This window comes from Streptomyces sp. Ag109_O5-1 (assembly GCF_003814875.1).
GTDB classification, from domain to species: Bacteria; Actinomycetota; Actinomycetes; order Streptomycetales; family Streptomycetaceae; genus Streptomyces; species Streptomyces sasae.
This window is the reverse complement of the sequence record NZ_RKQF01000001.1, coordinates 10,058,890-10,078,159: the sequence shown is the minus strand read 5'-3', so window position 1 is coordinate 10,078,159 and position 19,270 is coordinate 10,058,890. Positions and strand designations below refer to the sequence as shown.

Below are 19,270 nucleotides of genomic sequence, written 5' to 3'. Positions count from 1 at the left end.
ACGCGCGGCGCGTCGCACAAAAGTCAGGCCCGGCGCGGGAACAGCGCGCCGGGCCCGTGACGATGGGGGCGGTGAAATCGGACGTAGTGGGGTTGTGAAATCGGACGTGGCGGGGCTACGAGACCAACTGCCCCTTGCCGAGGCCGATCACCCCGCCCTTCGAGACGGTGTAGAGCTCGGCGTCCCGTTCCGGGTTGACGCCGATGGTCGCGCCGGGCGGGACCTCCACGTTCTTGTCGAGGACCGCGCCGCGCACCACCGCACCGCGCCCCACGATGACGTTGTCGTGCAGCACCGACCCCTGGACCACCGCGCCCGGGTCCACGCGTACGCCCGGTGACAGCACGGACCGGGTGACCTGACCGCGGATCAGGCAGCCCGCGCTGATGATGGACTCGCTCGCCATGCCGCCGGCATTGAAACGGGCCGGGGAGAGCTGGTAGGAGTGGGTGTAGATGGGCCAGCTGCGGTTGAAGAGGTTGAAGGCGGGCCGCTCGGCGATCAGGTCCATATGGGCGTCGTAGTACGCGTCGAGGGTGCCGACGTCCCGCCAGTAGCCGCGGTCGCGGCTGGTCTCGCCGGGCACGTGGTTGGTGCCGAAGTCGTAGAGCTGGGCCTCGCCGCGGGCGGTGAGCTGGGGCAGGATCGAACCGCCCATGTCGTGCACCGAGTCGTCGTCCTCGGCGTCCCGGTGCAGCGACTCGACCAGTGCCTTGGTGGTGAAGATGTAGTTGCCCATGGAGGCGAACACGGTGTCGGGGGCGCCCGGCAGCCCCGGCGGGTCGGCCGGCTTCTCCAGGAAGGTCTCTATCGTCTGCCCGTCCGAGCCCGGGGTGATCACACCGAACGCCGAGGACTCGGCGCGCGGGATGCGGATGCCCGCGACCGTGACCCCGGCGCCGCCCTCGATGTGCTGCTGGAGCATCTGCCGCGGGTCCATGCGGTAGACGTGGTCGGCGCCGAACACCGCGACGTAGTCGGGCTGTTCGTCGTGGACGAGATTGAGGGACTGCAACAGCGCGTCGGCGCTGCCCAGGTACCAGCGCGGGCCGAGCCGCTGCTGGGCCGGTACCGGAGTGACGTAGTTGCCGAGCAGACTGGACATCCGCCAGGTGGTGGTGATGTGCCGGTCCAGCGAGTGCGATTTGTACTGGGTCAGCACGCAGATGCGGAGCACGTCCGCGTTGACCAGGTTGGACAGAACGAAGTCGACCAGGCGGTATGTCCCGCCGAAGGTCACAGCTGGTTTGGCACGGTCGGCGGTCAGCGGCATCAGGCGTTTGCCTTCCCCGCCCGCGAGCACGATCCCGAGTACCGAAGGCCCACCACGACGCATGGCCGCTCCCCTCACCCTGGTGCTCCATCCTTGCCCTCGGAGCACTCCCGCTAAGCCTGCATCGGGATCTCGTCGAACAGGCGGCCTGTTAGTTACGCCTGCCTGTGAATCTCTGGTTACGACGGTTTCAGGATCTGCTCGTAGAGCCGGACCGTGCGCCGGGCCACGGCGTCCCAGCCGAACTCCCCCACGGCGCGCTCCCGTCCGGCCTCGCCCATCCGCCGGGCCGTCTCCCGGTCGCCGACGATCTCGTCCAGCGCCCGCGCCAGGCCCGACTCGAAGTCGTCGTCGAGATCGACCAGCAGGCCCGTCTTGCCGTCCTCGACTACCTCCGGGATACCGCCGACCCGGGACGCGACGACCGGCGTACCGCAGGCCATTGCCTCCAGGTTGACGATGCCGAGCGGTTCGTACACCGAGGGGCAGGCGAACACGGTGGCGTGCGTGAGGAGTTGGATGACGTCCGCGCGCGGCAGCATCTGCGGGATCCAGTGCACGCCCTCACGGACCCGGCTGAGCTCCTCGAAGAGCTCGCGGAACTCCCGGTCGATCTCCGGGGTGTCGGGCGCCCCGGCACACAACACGACCTGCACCGCCGGGTCGATGTCCCGTACCGCGCGCAGCAGCTGGGGCACACCCTTCTGCCTGGTGATACGGCCGACGAACAGTACGTACGGGCGGCCCGGGTCGATACCGATCCGGGCGAGGACGTCGGTGGAGCGGTCGGGCCGGTAGAGGGAGGTGTCGATGCCGTTGTGCACGACGTGGACCTTGGCCGGATCCAGCGCCGGGTAGCAGCCGAGGATGTCCGCACGCATGGCCCCGGAGACGGCGATCACGGCGTCGGCCGCTTCGATGGCGCTGCGTTCGGCCCAGCTCGACAGGGCGTATCCGCCGCCGAGTTGCTCGGCCTTCCAGGGGCGCAGCGGCTCCAGCGAGTGCGCGGTCACCACATGCGGGACGCCGTACAGCATCTTGGCGACATGGCCGGCGAGGTTGGCGTACCAGGTGTGGGAGTGCACCAGTTCGCGGCCTTCGAGGCCGGCGGCCATGGCGAGGTCCACGGAGAAGGTACGCAGCGCGTCGTTGGCGGTGTCCAGCGCGGACCAGGGGCGGTGCCGGACGACGCCGACCCCGCGGCCCTCGCCCCAGCAGTGCACCTCCAGGTCGACCAGGGGCCGCAACTCCCGGGCGAGGAACTCGACATGAACACCAGCACCGCCGTAGACGTCCGGGGGGTACTCCCGGGTCAGCAGTCCGACTCGCACCCGCAACCCCTCGCTCTCCACGCCCGGTTGGTCCATGGTCACCCAGATACGGCGCGCGGGGAAGAGCGCGGCGGTTGTGTGAAACAACAGTCACCGCAGACCCCGCCGCCCGGTACCCGGTAGTAGAGGCAGCAGCTGCGACGCCGGAAGGCCGGGCCGGTGCGGGTGCCGGTGGCGCTCAGCAGGGGGTGCGCGAAGAGGGCGGCGGTGAGGGTCCGGGTCCGGTGGGCGACGTCGCTACGTCCGTGGGCGCGCGCCCAGCGGTCCAGTTCGCGGGCGGCTCCGGCCAGCGCGGACCCCGCGTTGCCCCACAACAGGCCGCCGGCGACGCCGTAACGGGCCCGCAGGGCCTCCCCCAGGGGTTGCAGATGACCGTGCAGGACGGCGGCCGCGAGCGTGGCCGGTTCGGCGGTGCCGGGCAGCGGGCGTACCGCTGCGAGCCAGAGGTCGTCGGGGGCGCCGGCGCCGGTGTCCCAGTGCAGCAGCCGGGGGTCGAGGTCCGGGAGGCGGCCGTACCGGACGGCGCAGCCGAGCGCCACGGACCAGAGCCGGGCGGCCAGCCCCTGCTGGGCGATGGAGGCGGCGACCCGGGGCTCGGACGCGCGCAGACGCTGTTTGACCGTCTCCACGCGGAAAGTCACCACATCCCGTTGATCATCCGATATCTCTGTTCTGTAGGCCTGTTCGAGGGTCGGCAGCCCGTCGATGCGCGCCCGCGCCGGGCCTCCGGCCGCCGATCGGGCCGTGCGCAGGACGAAGAAGCCGCCGAGCGGCCGGAGCGCGGCGAGGTCGGGGTCCAGATCCACGAACAGCAGTAGTACCAGGACTGTTGAGAGTCCGGCCGCCCGGTCCTCCACCCTGCGTTACCCACCCTGGGGATGATCAGGGTCCTGCCGTACTCCATCGGTAGTACGACGCATTGGGTGCTCAGGTACGACGACGGGAAGCAGCGGGGCGGGCAGAGTGTTGCTCATGGAAGCCGACCGATCACCGCACGGGACCAAGAGGTCCTGTCCGACGCAGAGGAGCCGTACATGAGCGCCCTCGCGTTGTCCGTGCTGCTGTCCTTCGTGTCCGCCGTCGCCTACGCCGGCGGAGCGATCGTGCAGGAGCAGGTCGCGGTCTCCTCTCCCGCCGAGCAGTACGCGCCGTTGCGCCGCCCGAGCTGGTGGGGGGCGATGGCGCTCAACGGCATCGGTGGCCTGCTGCACGTCGTGGCTCTGGCCTACGGCCCGCTGAGCCTGGTCCAGCCGCTGGGTGCGCTCACCATCGTGTTCGCGCTGCCCATGGCGGCCCTGTTCGTCGGCCGCCGGGCGGGTGCCACCGCCTGGCGGGGCGCGATCATGGCCACCGTGGGGCTGGCCGGTCTGCTCTCCCTGGTCGGCTCCTCCGACTCGCACGCCCTCGACTCCGCCGGACGGATCGGCGTCGCGATGGTCACCGGCGGGGCGGTCGTCGCGCTGATGATCGCGGGACGGGCCGCGCACCGGCACCCGGCGGTGCGCAGCGTGCTGCTCGCGACCGCGTCCGGCATAGCCTTCGGCATGTCCTCGGTGTTCACCAAGGTCGTGGCGATCGACTGGGACGGCGGCATCGCCACGGCCGACGTGCTCTGGCTGAGCGTGATCGGCGCCTATGCCGTCGCCGGTGTCCTGATCTCCCAGGCCGCGTACCGCGGCGGCGGCCTCGCCGCGCCGCTGGCCACGCTGACGGTGGTCAACCCGGTGCTGGCCGCCGCGGTCGGCATCACGATGTTCGGCGAGACGTTCCGCTACGGCGCCACCGGCACCTTGCTCGCACTGGGCTGCGGTGTGGTGGCGGCGGGCGGCCTGATCCTGTTGACGACCGAGCGCATCGAGCGCACCCCGCACCCGGTGGAGCCGGAGCCCATCGCCGGGGCCTCGCCCGAGCCGCTGGTGGAGGCGCTGGTCGAGCTGGCGGAAGCCGGTCTGGCGGATGCGGATGTGGCGGGAGCCCGGTCGGCGGCGACCCGTGCGATGCTCGCCGAAGCAGCGGACGGCGAGACGCGCCCGGCCCTGCTCCAGATGCCGCAGCAGCGCACCGCGTCCACGGCGGAGGTGGCCGACGTGCTGCTGCCCGCCGCCGGCTATGTGCACGGTCCGCTGGCGGACCGACACCGCACACGGGTCAAATCCTGACGACACACCGGGCCGCGAGACGGGGCTCGGTTCCCGATACGGACCCGAGCCGGGACACCCTGGCCGGTTCGGTTCCCGACGCCTCCCCGGGTCGGGAGCCGCCCGTCGGATCCGGACGGCGGCCGGGAGACGATGTTCAGACCGTGACACCGCCGGCCCGGAGATAGGCGACCGGGTCGATGTCCGAGCCGAATTCGGGCCCCGTCCGTACCTCGAAGTGCAGATGCGGGCCCGTGGCGTTTCCGGTGGAACCCGAGCGGCCGATGCGCTGGCCCGTGGACACGCTCTGGCCGGCCCGCACGGAGATCGCCGAAAGGTGGGCGTACTGCGTGTAGCGGCCGTCGGCGTGCCGGATCACCACCTGGTAGCCGTACGAGCCGCCCCAGCCCGCGGTGACGACCTCCCCGGCCTCGACCGCCTTGACGGAGGTCCCGGTGGGGACGAGGAAGTCGACGCCGGTGTGGTAGCCCTTCGACCAGTGCGAGCCGGACGCGTGGTACGGCGTGCCGATGGCGGCGTCGACCGGGGCGACGAGCGAGTGCCCGGAGTGTGTGGAGGCCTTCCTCGCCTCGGTCTTCTCCGTGGTTCTCGCCTTGTTCTTCGCCTTCGTCTTCGTGGCGGCCTTCTTCGCCGAGGACTCGGCCTTCGCGGCCTTGCCCGTCAGGCTCAGCCGCTGGCCCGGCAGGATCAGGTCGGGGTCGGAGCCGACCGTGGCGCGGTTGGCCGCGTACAGGCGGTGCCAGCCGCCGGCGACATCGTGCTCCTCGGCGATCCCGGAGAGCGTGTCGCCGCGCACCACCGTGTACATCTCGGCCTTGCCGGCCCGGGACTGCGGTGTGGTCTGCGGCCGTACGTCCCGTACCGAGCTCTTGGCCGGGCGGGTGTGGACGCTCTCGGTGTGCACGTCGGGCGTGCCGCCGCCGCGGGTGAGACCGGCCCGCACCGAGCAGACGGGCCAGGCGCCCGGCCCCTGGCCGTCGAGGACCTTCTCGGCGACGGCTATCTGCTGGTCCTTGGTGGCCAGGTCGGCACGCGGCGCATATCCGGTGCCGCCGTAGGCCTCCCAGGTGGACTGGGTGAACTGGAGCCCGCCGTAGAAGCCGTTGCCGGTGTTGATGCCCCAGTCGCCGCTGGACTCGCAGGCGGCGACCTTCTCCCAGGTGGACATGGAGGCCGCGTCGGCGCTTGTGGCGGCGGCGAGCGGGATCGCCAGCCCGGCACCGCCCGCCGTGACGGTGAGCGAGGCACGGTTGATCCTGTTGGGCTGGTACCGGCGGTGCCGGCCGCGTTCGGCCATGTCTGATGCCCCCTCGCCACGCGCGTCAAGAAGGCCAAAAGTAAGTGCCCCGAACAGGCCATGACAAGACGGCAATCAGCCGCCTCGCGCCCCTCCACGCACGGCCGTCACGCGCCGTCACGCACCGAACCGGCCGGGCGACGGACGGAGTTGACATGGAGTCAATTCCTGTCGGCCACTCAGTGCCTCCGTGAAGCGTTTCGCGAGGTTACTGAGGCGTCGGCACCGTCTGGTCCGTATCTGCAAGTGCGGCCGGTCGGACGGCGAGTCAGGATGGCCTTTGGGCAATACTGGCGGTCATGAGCGGCGGCAGCATCCCTTGCACGTGCTACGGGATCGACTTGATCTTTGAGGAGCAGGCGGTATGAGCACTTCGGCGCAGATCGGCGTCACGGGTCTGGCGGTCATGGGCCGCAACCTCGCCCGGAACTTCGCGCGCAACGGCTACACGGTGGCGTTGCACAACCGCACGGTGTCAAAGACACACGAGCTGGTGGAGAACTTCGGGGACGAGGGCGACTTCATCGCGGCCGAGACCGCCAAGGAGTTCGTCCAGGCGCTGGAGCGGCCGCGCCGGCTGGTCATCATGGTGAAGGCGGGCGGTCCGACGGACGCGGTGATCGAGGAGTTCGCGCCGCTGCTGGAACCCGGTGACATGATCATCGACGGCGGCAACGCGCACTTCGCGGACACTCGCCGCCGGGAGAAGGCGCTGCGCGAGCAGGGCATCCACTTCGTCGGCATGGGCGTCTCCGGCGGTGAGGAGGGCGCGCTGCACGGACCGAGCATCATGCCGGGCGGCCCCAGGGAGTCGTACGACTCGCTCGGCCCGATGCTGGAGAAGATCTCGGCGAAGGCGGCGGACGGCGCGCCCTGTGTGACGCATGTCGGCCCCGACGGTGCCGGGCACTTCGTGAAGATGGTGCACAACGGCATCGAGTACGCCGACATGCAGTTGATCGGCGAGGCCTATCAGCTGCTGCGCGATGTCGCCGGGTACTCCCCCGCGCAGATCGCGGACATCTTCCGTACCTGGAACACCGGCCGGCTCGATTCGTACCTGATCGAGATCACGGCGGAGGTGCTGGCGCACGTGGACGCGGCGACCGGCAAGCCGTTCGTGGACGTGGTCGTGGACCAGGCGGAGCAGAAGGGCACGGGCCGCTGGACGGTCCAGATCGCGCTCGACCTGGGCGTGCCGGTGTCGGGTATCGCCGAGGCGGTCTTCGCGCGGTCCCTGTCGGGCCACGCCGATCTGCGGGCCACGTCCCGCGGGCTGGCCGGTCCGAAGCCGACGGCGCTGTCCGAGGCGGAGGCGGCGGCGTTCGCGGACCGGGTGGAGCAGGCGCTGTACGCGTCGAAGATCGTTTCGTACACGCAGGGCTTCCACGAGATCCAGGCGGGCAGCGACGAGTACGACTGGAACATCGACCTCGGTGCGGTGTCCGCGATCTGGCGGGGCGGCTGCATCATCCGGGCGGCGTTCCTGGACCGGATCCGTGCGGCGTACGACGCGCGGGCGGACCTGCCGAGCCTGCTGTCGGACGAGACGTTCGCACGGGAGATCGCGGCGGCGCAGGACGACTGGCGCGAGGTGATCATCGCGGCGACCCGGGAGGGCGTGGCGGTGCCCGGTTTCTCGGCGGCGCTGGCGTACTACGACGCGCTGCGGGCGGAGCGGTTGCCTGCGGCGCTCACGCAGGGGCAGCGGGACTTCTTCGGGGCGCACACGTACCGGAGGGTGGACCGTGAGGGCGCGTTCCACACGCTGTGGGGCGGAGACCGGAGCGAAGTCACGGCGTGAGCCCGGCCGTTCGTCGGTGAGGGGTGCGGGGAGCTGCGGATTCGCGCAGTTCCCCGCACCCCTCAGTTGCGTGGGGGCTGAGCACGTCGGTTCAGTGCGGGTGCGCTGTGGTTTTCGCGCAGTTCCCCGCGCCCCAGGGGGGTGCGTCGGGGCTGAGCACGGCGCTCCGGTGCGGGTGCGCTGTGGATTTTGCGCAGTTCCCCGCGCCCCAGGGGGGTGCGTCGGGGCTGAGCACGGCGCTCCGGTGCGGGTGCGCTGTGGATTTCGCGCAGTTCCCCGCGCCCCAGGGGGGTACGTTCGATCAGGCGCGTTTTGAATGGGCTGCCTGTTGCTGTCAGGTCAGGGGTGGGCCCGGTTCCGGGGCGGGTGTGGGTTCCGGACCCGGGGGGATCGGGGACGGTGAGGGGTCCGGGGGCTGCGGGGGCGGGGTGGGACCCGGGCCCGGGGGTGGTGGGGTGGGGGTCGGGTCGGGACCCGGGGGTGGTTCGGGGGTGGGTACCGGGCTGGGGTAGGGGTCCGGGGGGTGTGGGGTGGTCATGGTGTCCTCCGGCCAGTGGCTCGACATCGCCTCTGGGGGCCTATTGCCCCACGTACCCGACCAGCGCTCGCGCACTCCCCCGGGTGGCCGCACCGCCCGTACCGCGGCCGTCAGGGCCGGGGCCGCCGTCGGGCGATCGCCGCGGACTGTCGGGGACGGCCGCCTCGGTGGCGGCCCGCTCCGCGACCTCGCCGGTCGCCGGTCGTCGCCGGAGGATCGCGCGTAAGCCGTCCGCCGCCGCCCGCTTCCGCGCCGCGGCGACGCCCGCCCGGTGCCACCATGCCCTGGCCCGGGGCGTCGAAGACGGGAGGGACGGACCGGACCGGTGCGGATGCTCAGAAGCGGCCGGGGTGGGCGATCAGCCACTCCTTCGCCGCGCGCAGCAGCTCGGGGTCGGCCGCCGGGGCCACCTCGGGGTGGCGCTCGGCCCACCTGACGACGTACGGGCAGAGCGGGGCCACTGGGGTGGTCTCGCGCTCGGCGATCGCGTACAGCTCACGGGCGAGGGAGCCCGCGATGCCCTTCCCCTCGTGCTCCGGTTCCACGATGGTGTGGACGGGCACGAGGGCCCGGGAGGGCGACTCCAGCACGAAGTACTCGACATGGCCGACGACTTCGCCGTCGGCGACCGCCTCCAGACGGCCGGCCTCCCGGTCGTCGCGGATCTCGATGTCGCTCATGTCGCCCTCCTGGTCCGTCGGTCAGGCCGATACGGCCTGCGGGCTGCGCTCCTGGTCCGATCCGGGGACCGGCTCGGACGGGTCGGCGCCGAGGGCCACGACCCGGTTGCCGTGGTCGACGTGCACGACCCGCGGCCGAAGCGTACGCGCCTCGGCATCGGTGACCTGAGCGTAGCTGATGATGATCACGAGGTCGCCGGGATGGACGAGGTGGGCGGCCGCCCCGTTGATCCCGACGACCCCCGAGCCCCGCTCGCCCTCGATGACGTACGTCTCCAGCCGGGCGCCGTTCGTGATGTCGACGATGTGGACCAGCTCGCCGGGGAGCAGGTCCGCCGCGTCGAGGAGGTCCGCGTCGATGGTCACCGATCCCACGTAGTGCAGGTCGGCCTGGGTGACGGTGGCTCGATGGATCTTGGACTTGAACATGGTGCGCAGCATCGCGTACTCCTAGAAGACGGCTCTCCGCCCGCTTTCTGCAGGTCGGAGGCGCCCGTCACTGTACAACGGCACGCCTGGGCCCAGAAGTGTTCGAGAAATTCGACACACAGGCGGAGAGCGGTTCGACTTCGCTGCCCTGGCGGGGCGTTGACAGTCGCCGGGATCGGCGCGACGGTGAGAATTCTCCCGTGGCGCGAGACCGGAGGTCGTCCCTTGGCCGGTTCGTCAGCACCTCGATCGGACACCGACCTAGTCGAACGCGTGCGCGAGCTGCAGCCGCTCATCCGCTCGCACGCCCTGCGCGCGGAGCAGCAGGGGCGGGTGACGGGCGAGGTCGTCCAGGCTCTCACCGGTGCCGGGATCCACCGTATGAATGTCCCCCGCCGCTTCGGGGGCTACCAGACCTCGTTACGGACCCAGGTCGACGTGCTGAGCGAGGTCTCCGCCGCGTGCGGGTCGACCGGGTTCATGGCGTTGATCCAGGCCGGGTGCGCGTTCATCGCGGCCCTGTTCCCCGACCGGGCCCAGGACGAGATCTTCACCGGTCCCGACGTACGGGTCGGCGGCACTCTCATCCCGGGCTCGAGGGCCGTCGCGGCCGACGGCGGCTACGTGGTGAGCGGAAGCTCCCCCTTCGCGACCGGCTGCCAGGACGCCGACTGGCATCTGCTGACCGCGCTGGCCCACATCGGGGACGGACCGCCGCAGATGCTGTGGCTGGCGATCCCCATGGCGGAGCTCAAGGTGCTGGACGACTGGAACGTCTCCGGTCTGGCCGCCAGCGGCAGCAACACCGTCGTCGCCCAGGACGTCCATGTGCCCGCCCATCGCGTCCTGCCGGTCGGGCCGTTGCTGGCGGGCGTGTCCGAGTCGCGGCGCAACAGCGCCGACCCCTTCTACCGGATGCCGGTGCTGCTGCTGTTCTGCGCCTGGACGGCCGCGAACGCCCTCGGTCTGGCACGGGCGGCTCTGACGCAGTTCGGGGAGCGCATCCATCAGCGGGGCATCACGTACACCGTCTACGAGCGCCAGCACGAGGCCCCGGTGACACATCTCCAGTTCGCCGAGGCCACGATGAAGGTCGCCTCCGCGGAACTGATCGCCGCCGACTTCGTGGGGCTGATCGAGGCCAGGGCGGCCGACGGGGAGCCCTGCACGATGCAGGAGCGTGCGCGGATCAGGGCGCAGTGCGGGTACCTGACGCGGTTGTGCAAGGAGGCCGCCGACCTGATCGGGTCCGCTTCGGGTGCCTCGTCCCTGCACCGGGAAGTGCCCGTCCAGCGGATCGTGCGGGACCTGAACGCCCTGAGCCTGCACTCGTTCGTCAACCCCGCCGCCAACCTGGAGCTGTACGGCAGGGTGCTGTCGGGGCTCGACGCCGGGACGCCGTTCCTCTAGCAGCGCCGGGCCATTGATCGATCCGGTCCCGCGTGGTTGCCGGCCCGCCGGCACTACGCGCCCCACGTGATGCGGCACCGTCGCGAGAGCGGAATCGTGGTGCGGGTCTCCTGTTGCGTCTACGGCCGGACGGGAGCCGCGCGCGTCGCCGTGCCGGGGGCACTGCGGGTATTCACGAACCCAGGAAGCGTCTGCGAAGGGGCGGGATCCGTGAGCGGCTGAAGGGAAGCGACCATGTCCGCCGTCGACATCGCGCTGACCGCCCCGAACCAGTTCGCCGAGGCAGCCAACGGAGTGAGATACGCCTACCGGCGGTTCGGCGCTCCCGCTCCGGAGACGGTCCCGCTGGTGATGCTGGTGCACTTCCGCGGCAACCTGGCCAACTGGGATCCGCTTCTCCTCGGCTCCCTCGCGTCCAACCGTGAGGTCATCACGGTCGACAACGCCGGCGTCGGTCTGTCGTCCGGGCTGGTGCCGCCCACCATCACCCGGATGGCCCGCGATGTCATCGCCTTCGTCGACGCGCTCGAACCGAACCGGATCGATCTTCTCGGGTTCTCCATCGGCGGGATGGTCGCCCGGGAGCTCACTCTGATCCGCCCGCAGCTGGTCCGCCGGCTGGTGCTGGCCGGCACCGGGCCGCGCAGCGGCCAGCTGATGCACGGCTGGATCAACGATGTCCAGTACCTCGCGAACGGCGGGGCGTTCAGCTGTCGGCAACACCCGGCCTGTCGAGGAGGGTCAGCTCCTCCTCGGTCAGGCGGAGGGCGCCGGCGGCGATGTTCTCGGCGAGATGGGCGGGGTCGGTGGTGCCGGGGATGGCCAGTACGTGCGGACCGCGGTGAAGGGTCCAGGCGAGCCGTACCTGGGCGGGTGTCGCGCCATGGGCGCGGGCGACCGCGTGGACGCGCGCGTCCTGCTCCTGGACCGCGGCCGCCTCCCGGCGCAGGCCGGCGACCGCGAAGAACGGGACGAAGGCGATGCCCTGCTCCCCGCAGAGGTCCACCAGCCCGTTCTCGTCGGCGCGGCGCCAGTCCAGGCCGTAGGAGTTCTGCACGCAGACCACGGGCGCGATCGTCCGGGCCTCGGCCACGTGCTCGGGCCGGACGGCGGAGAGCCCGAGGTGCCGGATGAGGCCGGCGTCGCGCAGCTCGGCGAGGGCGCCGAAGTGCTCGGCGATCAAGGCTGTGCGGGGGCCGCCGGCGCGCAGGTTCACCACGTCCAGGTGGTCCCGGCCGAGCCGGCGCAGGTTCTCCTCGACCTGACCACGCAGTTGGTCGGGGCGGACCATGTGGAGCCACTCGCCGGAGGGATCGCGTGCCGGGCCGACCTTGGTCACCACGACCACGTCGCCGTGCCAGGACGAGAGGGCGCGGTTGATCAGCTCGTTCGCGGAGCGCAGCGGCGAGAAGTAGAACGAAGCCGTGTCGACGTGGTTGACACCCTGCTCGAACGCGCTGTGCAGTAACCGCACCGCGGCGTCGCGGTCGGTCGGCGTGCCGTCGGAGTTGCCCATCATGCCGTTGCCGGTGAGCCGCATCGCACCGTACCCGACGCGGTTCACCTCCAGGTCCCCGAGCTTCCAGGTCCCTGCCGCCGCCGCTGCGCTCATCGTGCCACTCCACCCTACCGGTTCGTCAGGTTCTGGAGTATGGGCTGGTCAGAGGTGCTGTGACAGGCCAACGGACTGGGCGAAGCATCACATCCACATCGGGAACGAACCGTGGCCGCCCAGCCGTTGGACCTGCCGAGAGACGTTCACTCGGAACGTCGTCGGCCTACGGCAGGCGCCACTCCACCGGCTGTCCCCCCTGCTGGACCAGCAGGTCGTTGGCCCGGCTGAACGGCCGCGATCCGAAGAAACCCCGGTCCGCCGACATCGGCGAGGGATGAGCGGACTCCACCGCCGGCAACTGGCCGAGGAGCGGGCGGAGATTACGGGCATCGCGGCCCCACAGAATGGACACCAGCGGCTTGCCACGCGCCGCCAGCGCCCGGATCGCCTGCTCGGTGACCTCTTCCCAGCCCTTGCCGCGATGGGCGCCCGGGCTACGCGGGGCCGTGGTGAGTGCCCTGTTGAGCAGCAGCACCCCCTGCTCGGTCCACGGCGTGAGGTCCCCGTTGGAGGGCCTGGGCAGCCCCAGGTCGGTGTGCATCTCCCGGAAGATGTTCTCCAGGCTGCCCGGCAAGGAGCGCACCTCGGGCGAGACCGCGAAACTCAACCCGATGGCCATCCCCGGCGTGGGATAGGGATCCTGGCCGACGATCAGGACGCGAACGTCGTCGAAGGGCTGCTGGAAGGCCCGCAGGACATTCGCCCCGGACGGAAGGTAGGTCCGGCCCGCCGCTATCTCGGCCCGGAGGAAGTCCCCCATCGCGGCGATGCGTTCGGCCACAGGTTCAAGAGCCTTCGCCCAGCCTGCTTCAACAAGTTCATGCAAGGGTCGTGGTGCCACAGCGCGTCACCCTACTGGCACACACCGGGGTCCCGCACAACCGCGGACGCCCCCGCGCACGGCCGCCGCCCCCGGCGCTACCCTTCCTCCGCATCAAGGTCATCGAGCCGATCCAGCGGATCGCGCCGCCGGACACCGGGAAGGAGGGGAGCCCGTTGCAGCCAGTGATCGAGCCACTGCGTCATGGTCATCGGGCCTGGCGAGCCGCTCGCCGCCGGTGCCCGGATCCTGGCACTCCCGCACCCACGGTGAACCCGCCCCGGTCGGCGACGGAGTCCGCGCACCCCTCGCCGATGCCGGCGGACCGGCGCCTGTCGTGAGCGGACCGGGCGGCAACGCCCCCGCCGCCGGCTTTCTCGCCGTCGACTCCGGAGGCTCCGGGCTGCGGGCCGTCGTAGGCCTGCCGGGCCGGGAGCCCTCGGTGCCGCGCGTTTCACGGGAGCCGGTGCGCACCGGGGCGCGGGGGATCGATCCGGGGCATCTGCTGGAACAACTCCTGCCCATGGCACGGACGTCGATCGCCGAGTATGGGCTGGACCGGGTGGAGACGGTCGTCGTCGGCGCGGCCGGGATGGCCGGTCTCGGGGACGCCCTGCGGGCCGAACTGCCGGGCGCGCTGGCGCGTGAGCTCGGTGTGCGGACGGTCGCGCTGGCCGCCGACGCCGTGACGGCGTACATCGGCGCCCTGGGCCCGTGTCCGGGGGCGGTGGTGGCCGCCGGTACCGGGCTGATCGCGATCGGTACCGATCTGGCCGGATGGCGGCGGGCGGACGGCTGGGGGCATCTGCTGGGCGACTGCGGCGGCGGGGCCTGGATCGGCCGCGCAGGGCTGGAGGCGGCGCTGCGTGCCTTCGACGGGCGGGACGGCGGCTCGGCCGCGCTGCGGGCGTGTGCCGAGGAGCGGTTCGGGCCGCTGGCCGGGCTGCCCGGCCAGCTCTATCCGCGCACGGACCGGCCCGCCGTACTGGCCTCGTTCGCCCCGCAGGTCGCGGAGTGCGCCGTACACGACCCGGTCGCGGCCGGGATCCTGCGCGCGGCGGCCCGGCACATGGCCGAGTCTGCCGCCGCCGTCTGTCCCACGGCCGGCGAACCCCGAGTCGCCCTCACGGGCGGACTGCGCCAGCTGGGCGACCCGCTTCTCCTGCCACTGGCTGAGAAGTTGACCGCTCTGCTGCCGCAGGCGCGGCAGGTCCCGGCGGCGGGCGATCCGCTGCACGGGGCGGTGCGCCTGGCGAGTGACCTGGTCAGCGGGCTGCTCACCCTGCCGAGTGATGAGCGGATGTTCTCCGTGGTACACACAAAAGGTGATTGATCCCATCGGGACATGAAGTGTCCGACAGTTGATGGGATCACCTCCGAATCATGCGTAACTCATCAGACAAAACCGGACGGATACCGCTCACCTGCACCCTCCCCGAACAGGGGAGCCCAGATAGCCAGTAACATGCGGCGCCATGAGCTCCCCCACTGGGCCCGCCGGCCTGCCAGTACGAATGCCGCGCCCCCGCCAGCCCGGACGGCACCGCCGCCCCGAGCCGCTGGTGGCGCCCGAGGATGCGCCCGCGCTCGTCCTCGCGGTGCCGGGTACGCCCAGCGCGGCCACGCGCGGCCTCGCCGAGGAGGTCGTAAGCATCGCCCGCTCCGAGCTGCCCGGCCTGGATGCCCGGATCGGGTACCTGGACGGGGACGACGGGGAGTTCCCCACCCTCCAGTCCGTGCTCGCCCATGCCGCCGAGGAGCGCACCGCCCGCTACGAGCAGGCCGTCGCCGCCGGTGTCGAGGGCATCAAGGCGCCCGACGGCCCGGTCGCCGTCGTCGTGCCGCTGCTGGCCGGCCCGGACAGCGCGCTGCTGCGCCGGCTCCGCCAGGCTGTCATGGAGAGCCGGGTCGCGGCCGACCTGACCGACGTCCTCGGCCCGCACCCGCTGCTCGCCGAGGCCCTGCACGTGCGCCTCTCCGAGGCGGGCCTGGCCCGCGCCGACCGCGCCCGGCTGTTCACCGTGGCGACGGCCGCGGACGGCATCGTCCTCGCTTCCGTGGGCGGCGACGAGGCCGTGCAGGCCGCCGGGATCACTGGCATGCTGCTCGCCGCGCGCCTCGCCGTGCCGGTGATGGCCGCCGCGCTGGACGAGGAGGGCTCGATCGCGTCCGTCGCCGAGCAGCTGCGCGGTTCCGGCTCGCAGCAGCTGGCGCTGGCGCCGTACCTGATAGGGCCGGAGATCGACGCCGCGCTGCTGGCCGCGGCTGCCGAGGAGGCCGGTTGTGCCACCGCCGAACCGCTGGGGCCGTATCCGGCGATCGGCAAGCTGGCGCTGGCCAAGTACACGACGGCACTCGGCATTGCGCCGCAGCAGCCGCAGGGGACGCCGGTTCGCTGACGCGGGCAGGTGTTTCCCGACGGGGTCCTTTCTCCGAGAGGGCCCCGTCGGCTGTTTTCCGGGGTGGTGCGGACCGATCTCGACCGCAGGCCGGTGGGGGTTGATCGCGCCCATGCGGCGGAGCCGCATATCGATACGGCCCCGCGCCCCTGCAGGGGCGCTCCAGGCAACCTCAGTCGAAAACGATGCAGGACGCCGCCGGGACCTCCACCGAGCCGTCGTAGCGGGGCAGGCCGGTGATCTGGTCCACCGCGAACCACGTGACGTTCCCAGAGCGCTCGTTCGCCGCGTACAGGAAGCCGCCGGACTCCGTGAGCGCCCGTGGCCAGTGGCCCCCGCAAGGCACCGTCGCCGTCAGGTGCAGGTGGTCCTGCTCGACCGCGAACGTCGTCAGGACGTCCTCTCCTCGGGTCGCCGTCCAGACGAAGCGGCCGTCGGGGGACACGGCGATGCCGGAGGGGTACGCGTCGCCGGCGGGGGCGCCGGGGAGCACCGGGGTCTCGGTCAGGGGCTTCAGGGAGCCGGTGCCGGCGTCCCAGCGGCAGACCGTGACGGTCGGGGTGAGTTCGTTGACGACGTAGGCGTATCCGCCGCCGGGGTGGAAGGCCAGGTGACGGGGACCGGAGCCGGCGCGCAGGGCGATCTCGCGGTGGAGGGTGAGGCTGCCTGCCTTGAGGGTGCAGACGCGGACCGAGTCGGTGCCGAGGTCCACGCTGACCGCCCAGCGGCCGCTGGGGTCCGGTTGCACCTGGTGGGCGTGCGGCCCGCGCTGGCGGCGCTCGTGCGGGCCCGAGCCGGTGTGCTGGAGGACCCCGGAGGCGGCGCCGGCGAGGGTGCCGTCGGGGCGGACGGGGACGGCGGTGACGCTGCCCGAGCCGTAGTTGGCGGTCAGGACATGGCCGTCGAGGACGCTGAGATGGGTGGGGCCGCTGGCGTCGACCGGGACCGGCGGTCCGGCGAGCCGTGGTTTGTCGTCGTGGACGTGGTACGCGGCCACCGCGCCGTCGGCGGTCTCGCTGACCGCGTACAGCGTGCGCCCGCCGGGTGCGAGCGCGAGATACGACGGGTCGGGCACGCCGTCGACGCTCTCCAGGAGGGCCAGGGCGCCGTTGTACGGATGGACCGCTGCCGCGACGACCCCGGGGCCGCCCGCCGCCGTGAACGAGCCGATGAACGCCCTCCGCCGCCTGCCGCCCTCTGCCACCGCTGTCCCCTCTCGCTACGAGCCGGTACGAGTCAGTACAAGCCAGTCCCGGGCCGACGGTAGCAGCTTGAGGTCTAGACCAAGGCGTCCGGGGCGGCGCGTCTCAGGCGCCGACCAGAGGGGAGCCCGAGGGGGCGCGCAGGGGTTCGGCGAGTTCGGCCAGGGCGCGTTCCAGGCCGTGCAGGTGGGCGAGCGCGGGTTCGGTGGGCGGCTCGGCCGGGCCGGTGATGTGCTCCGAGCCCTTGGTCAGGGCGGCCACGGCCGCCTCGACACGCCAGCAGGCGGCGGCCAGGCGGGCGTCGTGCGAGGCCTCCGGGTCGGCGGCGACGGCGACCAGGCCGCGGATCTCCCGTGCGCAGTCGTCCAGCAGGGCGAGGACCAGACGGGCGCGGCGCTTACGGCCGGGCATCGGGTTGAGCGGGTGTACGAGAGGGGCGACCGAGAGCCGCACCCGGCCGAGGAGTTGTTCGAGTTCGGCCACCCGGGGTGCCGGGTCGGCGGTGACGGCACCGGCGAGGCGGGCGGCGGCCTCGGCCGTGCAGGCGTGGACACAGCGCAGGGCACGCTGGATCCAGGCGTCGGTGGTGAGGTGGGTGGTGACCGGCAGCACGAACAGGACGGCGAGTACGGCACCGACGGCGCCCACCCCGGTCTCGGCGAGCCGCAGCGCCAGCAGGCCGGGGCTCAGGACGCCGAGCAGACCGTAGAGCAGCTCCGCCAGCAGGGTCACCCAGAGCATCATCCAGGTGTAGGAGACGGCGGCCGTGTAGAAGATGCCGAACACGGCGACCGCCACCAGGACGGCGGTCGGGACGGGGGCGCCGTGCACGGGGACGGCGACGAGCAGGCCCAGCGCGATACCGATGACCGTGCCGAGGACCCGGCGGAAGCCTCGTACCAGCGTCTCGCCGCGCGAGGCCGTGTTGACGAAGATCCACCAGGTGGCGCCGACCGCCCAGTACCAGCGCTGGCCCGACACCAGCTGGCCGACGACCAGCGCGAAGCCCGCACCCGCGGTCGCCTGGACCGCCTGCCGGGTGGTCACCCGGGCCAGGCCGGTGCCGGCGGGTGCGGCGGGCACGGGCACCGGGGGCAGCCGGCGCTCGTAGCACCACAGACCGAAGCGGACGGCGGCCGCGCTGAGCACGGAGAGCAGGACGGCGGCGTACAGCTCGGGCAGCCGTCCCGGGGTGGCGTGCAGGAACTGGGCCACGAAAAAGGTCATGAAGGCGAACACGCCGAGACTGTGGCCGCGCGGTCCCCACCGGCGCGCGTACACGCCCGCACCGACCACGGCCAGGAAGACCAGGTCGCGGACGACCGGTACGTCGTGCAGTTCGGCCGCGGCGGCGAGCACCGGCAGACCCACGGCGGGCAGCAGCGCGGTGGTGACCGTCTGCCCGCGGACCGTGGCGTCCGCAACGGTGAACAAGGTGAGCAGCGCGGCGAGCCCCCCGGTGACGGCGCCGACCAGGGAGTGCCCGGCCAGTCCGCAGACCACGACGGCGAGGCCGATCCCCAGTACGGCCCGCGCGGCGAAGCGCAGCCGCACCCGCCCCGGGTCCGGAGCCGTGAACACCCTCTTCAGCACTGCTTCCCCTCTCACGGACGACTCGGACCGGACGGCACAGAAATGGCGCCGCGGGGATCCGCAGCGCCATCGACACGGACATGAGAGCATCGCCGGGGCTACTGGCTCAAGTGTCTTCAAAATCGCTGGGCCAATGGTCCAGCAATAGCCGACAGCGGCTGTCATCCAGAAGGCCAATGGACCAGGTCGGACGGACAGTGCCCTGAGCCATTGGTACAGTCGTTCATCATGGCCGTGGACGAGCTCGACACCCGCATCCTGCGGTTGCTGCTGGAGCAGCCGCGTACCAGCGTGCGCGAGTACGCCCGGGTGCTCGGGGTCGCCCGGGGCACGTTGCAGGCGCGCCTGGACCGGCTGGAGCGGGACGGTGTGATCACCGGCTCCGGCCCCACTCTCTCCCCCGCCGCGCTCGGCCACCCGGTGCTGGCCTTCGTGCACATCGAGGTCACCCAGGGCCACCTGGACGACGTGGGGGACGCGCTGGCCGCCGTACCGGAGATCGTGGAGGCGTTCTCGATCACGGGCGGCGGGGATCTGCTGACGCGGGTGGTGGCGCGGGACAACGCGCATCTGGAGGACGTGATCCAGAAGCTGATCAGTCTGCCGGGCGTGGTGCGCACCCGCACGGAGGTGGCGCTGCGCGAGCGAGTCCCGCACCGGCTGCTGCCGCTGGTGGAGTCGGTCGGCCGGGCAGCACGCGGGTGACGGCATGCTGGTCCC

Annotated in this window: 16 protein-coding genes and 1 pseudogene; 7 read left to right on the top strand and 10 right to left on the bottom strand. The window is 72.0% G+C overall.

Translation table 11 applies throughout. The features are described 5' to 3' along the window. Positions 1-115 precede the first annotated feature (115 nt). From glgC to EDD90_RS45980, 3 genes are all read right to left on the bottom strand, one after another. The gene (gene glgC, locus EDD90_RS45990; protein ID WP_123978971.1) at positions 116-1,336 is read right to left on the bottom strand and encodes a glucose-1-phosphate adenylyltransferase; all 1,221 of its coding nucleotides are present in this window, start codon (positions 1,334-1,336) and stop codon (positions 116-118) included. A gap of 116 nt (positions 1,337-1,452) precedes the next feature. Then, on the bottom strand, positions 1,453-2,604 hold the full coding sequence (glgA, locus tag EDD90_RS45985; protein WP_123982321.1) for a glycogen synthase: 1,152 nt from the start codon (positions 2,602-2,604) through the stop codon (positions 1,453-1,455). A gap of 38 nt (positions 2,605-2,642) precedes the next feature. Then, complete coding sequence (locus tag EDD90_RS45980; RefSeq protein WP_123978970.1) at positions 2,643-3,410, bottom strand: (2Fe-2S)-binding protein; 768 nt, start codon at positions 3,408-3,410, stop codon at positions 2,643-2,645. 228 nt (positions 3,411-3,638) lie between these two features. Between EDD90_RS45980 and EDD90_RS45975 the strand changes: the two genes are divergently transcribed. Continuing rightward, complete coding sequence (locus tag EDD90_RS45975; protein ID WP_123978969.1) at positions 3,639-4,763, top strand: DMT family transporter; 1,125 nt, start codon at positions 3,639-3,641, stop codon at positions 4,761-4,763. Positions 4,764-4,899: 136 nt separating this feature from the next. Here the strand turns inward: EDD90_RS45975 and EDD90_RS45970 are convergent, their stop codons facing one another. Then, entirely contained in the window at positions 4,900-6,060 is a 1,161-nt protein-coding gene (locus EDD90_RS45970) for a transglycosylase family protein (RefSeq protein ID WP_123978968.1), read from the bottom strand. A gap of 364 nt (positions 6,061-6,424) precedes the next feature. Between EDD90_RS45970 and gndA the strand changes: the two genes are divergently transcribed. Further along, complete coding sequence (gndA, locus tag EDD90_RS45965; protein WP_123978967.1) at positions 6,425-7,864, top strand: NADP-dependent phosphogluconate dehydrogenase; 1,440 nt, start codon at positions 6,425-6,427, stop codon at positions 7,862-7,864. Positions 7,865-8,737: 873 nt separating this feature from the next. Here the strand turns inward: gndA and EDD90_RS45955 are convergent. Together EDD90_RS45955 and panD are read right to left on the bottom strand one after the other, a co-directional pair. Then, positions 8,738-9,082 carry a GNAT family N-acetyltransferase gene (locus EDD90_RS45955; protein WP_123978965.1) on the bottom strand — a complete coding sequence of 115 codons (345 nt, stop codon included), beginning with the start codon at positions 9,080-9,082 and terminating at the stop codon, positions 8,738-8,740. A 21-nt stretch (positions 9,083-9,103) separates the two neighbouring features. After that, positions 9,104-9,523, bottom strand: coding sequence for an aspartate 1-decarboxylase (panD, locus tag EDD90_RS45950; protein ID WP_093506059.1), 420 nt, complete (start codon positions 9,521-9,523; stop codon positions 9,104-9,106). Positions 9,524-9,784: 261 nt separating this feature from the next. Between panD and EDD90_RS45945 the strand changes: the two genes are divergently transcribed. Further along, positions 9,785-10,921 carry an acyl-CoA dehydrogenase family protein gene (locus EDD90_RS45945; RefSeq protein WP_311737255.1) on the top strand — a complete coding sequence of 379 codons (1,137 nt, stop codon included), beginning with the start codon at positions 9,785-9,787 and terminating at the stop codon, positions 10,919-10,921. 234 nt (positions 10,922-11,155) lie between these two features. Continuing rightward, positions 11,156-11,650 (top strand): annotated as a pseudogene (locus EDD90_RS45940) (alpha/beta fold hydrolase); the annotation flags it as partial. On the opposite strand, the gene EDD90_RS45935 reads toward EDD90_RS45940, so the two are convergent. Continuing rightward, a complete protein-coding gene (locus tag EDD90_RS45935) occupies positions 11,628-12,533 on the bottom strand; it encodes an oxidoreductase (protein ID WP_123978963.1) in 906 nt (301 codons plus the stop codon). The pseudogene EDD90_RS45940 and the gene EDD90_RS45935 sit on opposite strands and share 23 nt — an antisense overlap. Before the next feature lie 166 nt (positions 12,534-12,699). Beyond that, positions 12,700-13,377, bottom strand: coding sequence for a uracil-DNA glycosylase (locus EDD90_RS45930; RefSeq protein WP_123978962.1), 678 nt, complete (start codon positions 13,375-13,377; stop codon positions 12,700-12,702). 316 nt (positions 13,378-13,693) lie between these two features. Here EDD90_RS45930 and EDD90_RS45925 point away from each other — a divergent pair, with 316 nt between their 5' ends. Both EDD90_RS45925 and EDD90_RS45920 read left to right on the top strand, forming a co-directional pair. After that, positions 13,694-14,689 (top strand): N-acetylglucosamine kinase, encoded by a 996-nt coding sequence (locus EDD90_RS45925; RefSeq protein ID WP_260328516.1) that lies wholly within the window; start codon positions 13,694-13,696, stop codon positions 14,687-14,689. A 142-nt stretch (positions 14,690-14,831) separates the two neighbouring features. Beyond that, positions 14,832-15,755, top strand: coding sequence for a sirohydrochlorin chelatase (locus EDD90_RS45920; protein ID WP_123978960.1), 924 nt, complete (start codon positions 14,832-14,834; stop codon positions 15,753-15,755). Between the two features lie 172 nt (positions 15,756-15,927). Here EDD90_RS45920 and EDD90_RS45915 read toward each other — a convergent pair whose 3' ends face one another. Then, positions 15,928-16,959 (bottom strand): lactonase family protein, encoded by a 1,032-nt coding sequence (locus EDD90_RS45915; protein WP_123978959.1) that lies wholly within the window; start codon positions 16,957-16,959, stop codon positions 15,928-15,930. Between the two features lie 103 nt (positions 16,960-17,062). Next, positions 17,063-18,550, bottom strand: a complete 1,488-nt coding sequence (locus EDD90_RS45910; protein WP_123978958.1) for an FUSC family protein — start codon at positions 18,548-18,550, stop codon at positions 17,063-17,065. Between the two features lie 228 nt (positions 18,551-18,778). On the opposite strand from EDD90_RS45910, the gene EDD90_RS45905 reads away from it, so the two are divergent. Next, a complete protein-coding gene (locus EDD90_RS45905; protein ID WP_123978957.1) occupies positions 18,779-19,255 on the top strand; it encodes an Lrp/AsnC family transcriptional regulator in 477 nt (158 codons plus the stop codon). Positions 19,256-19,270 lie beyond the last annotated feature (15 nt).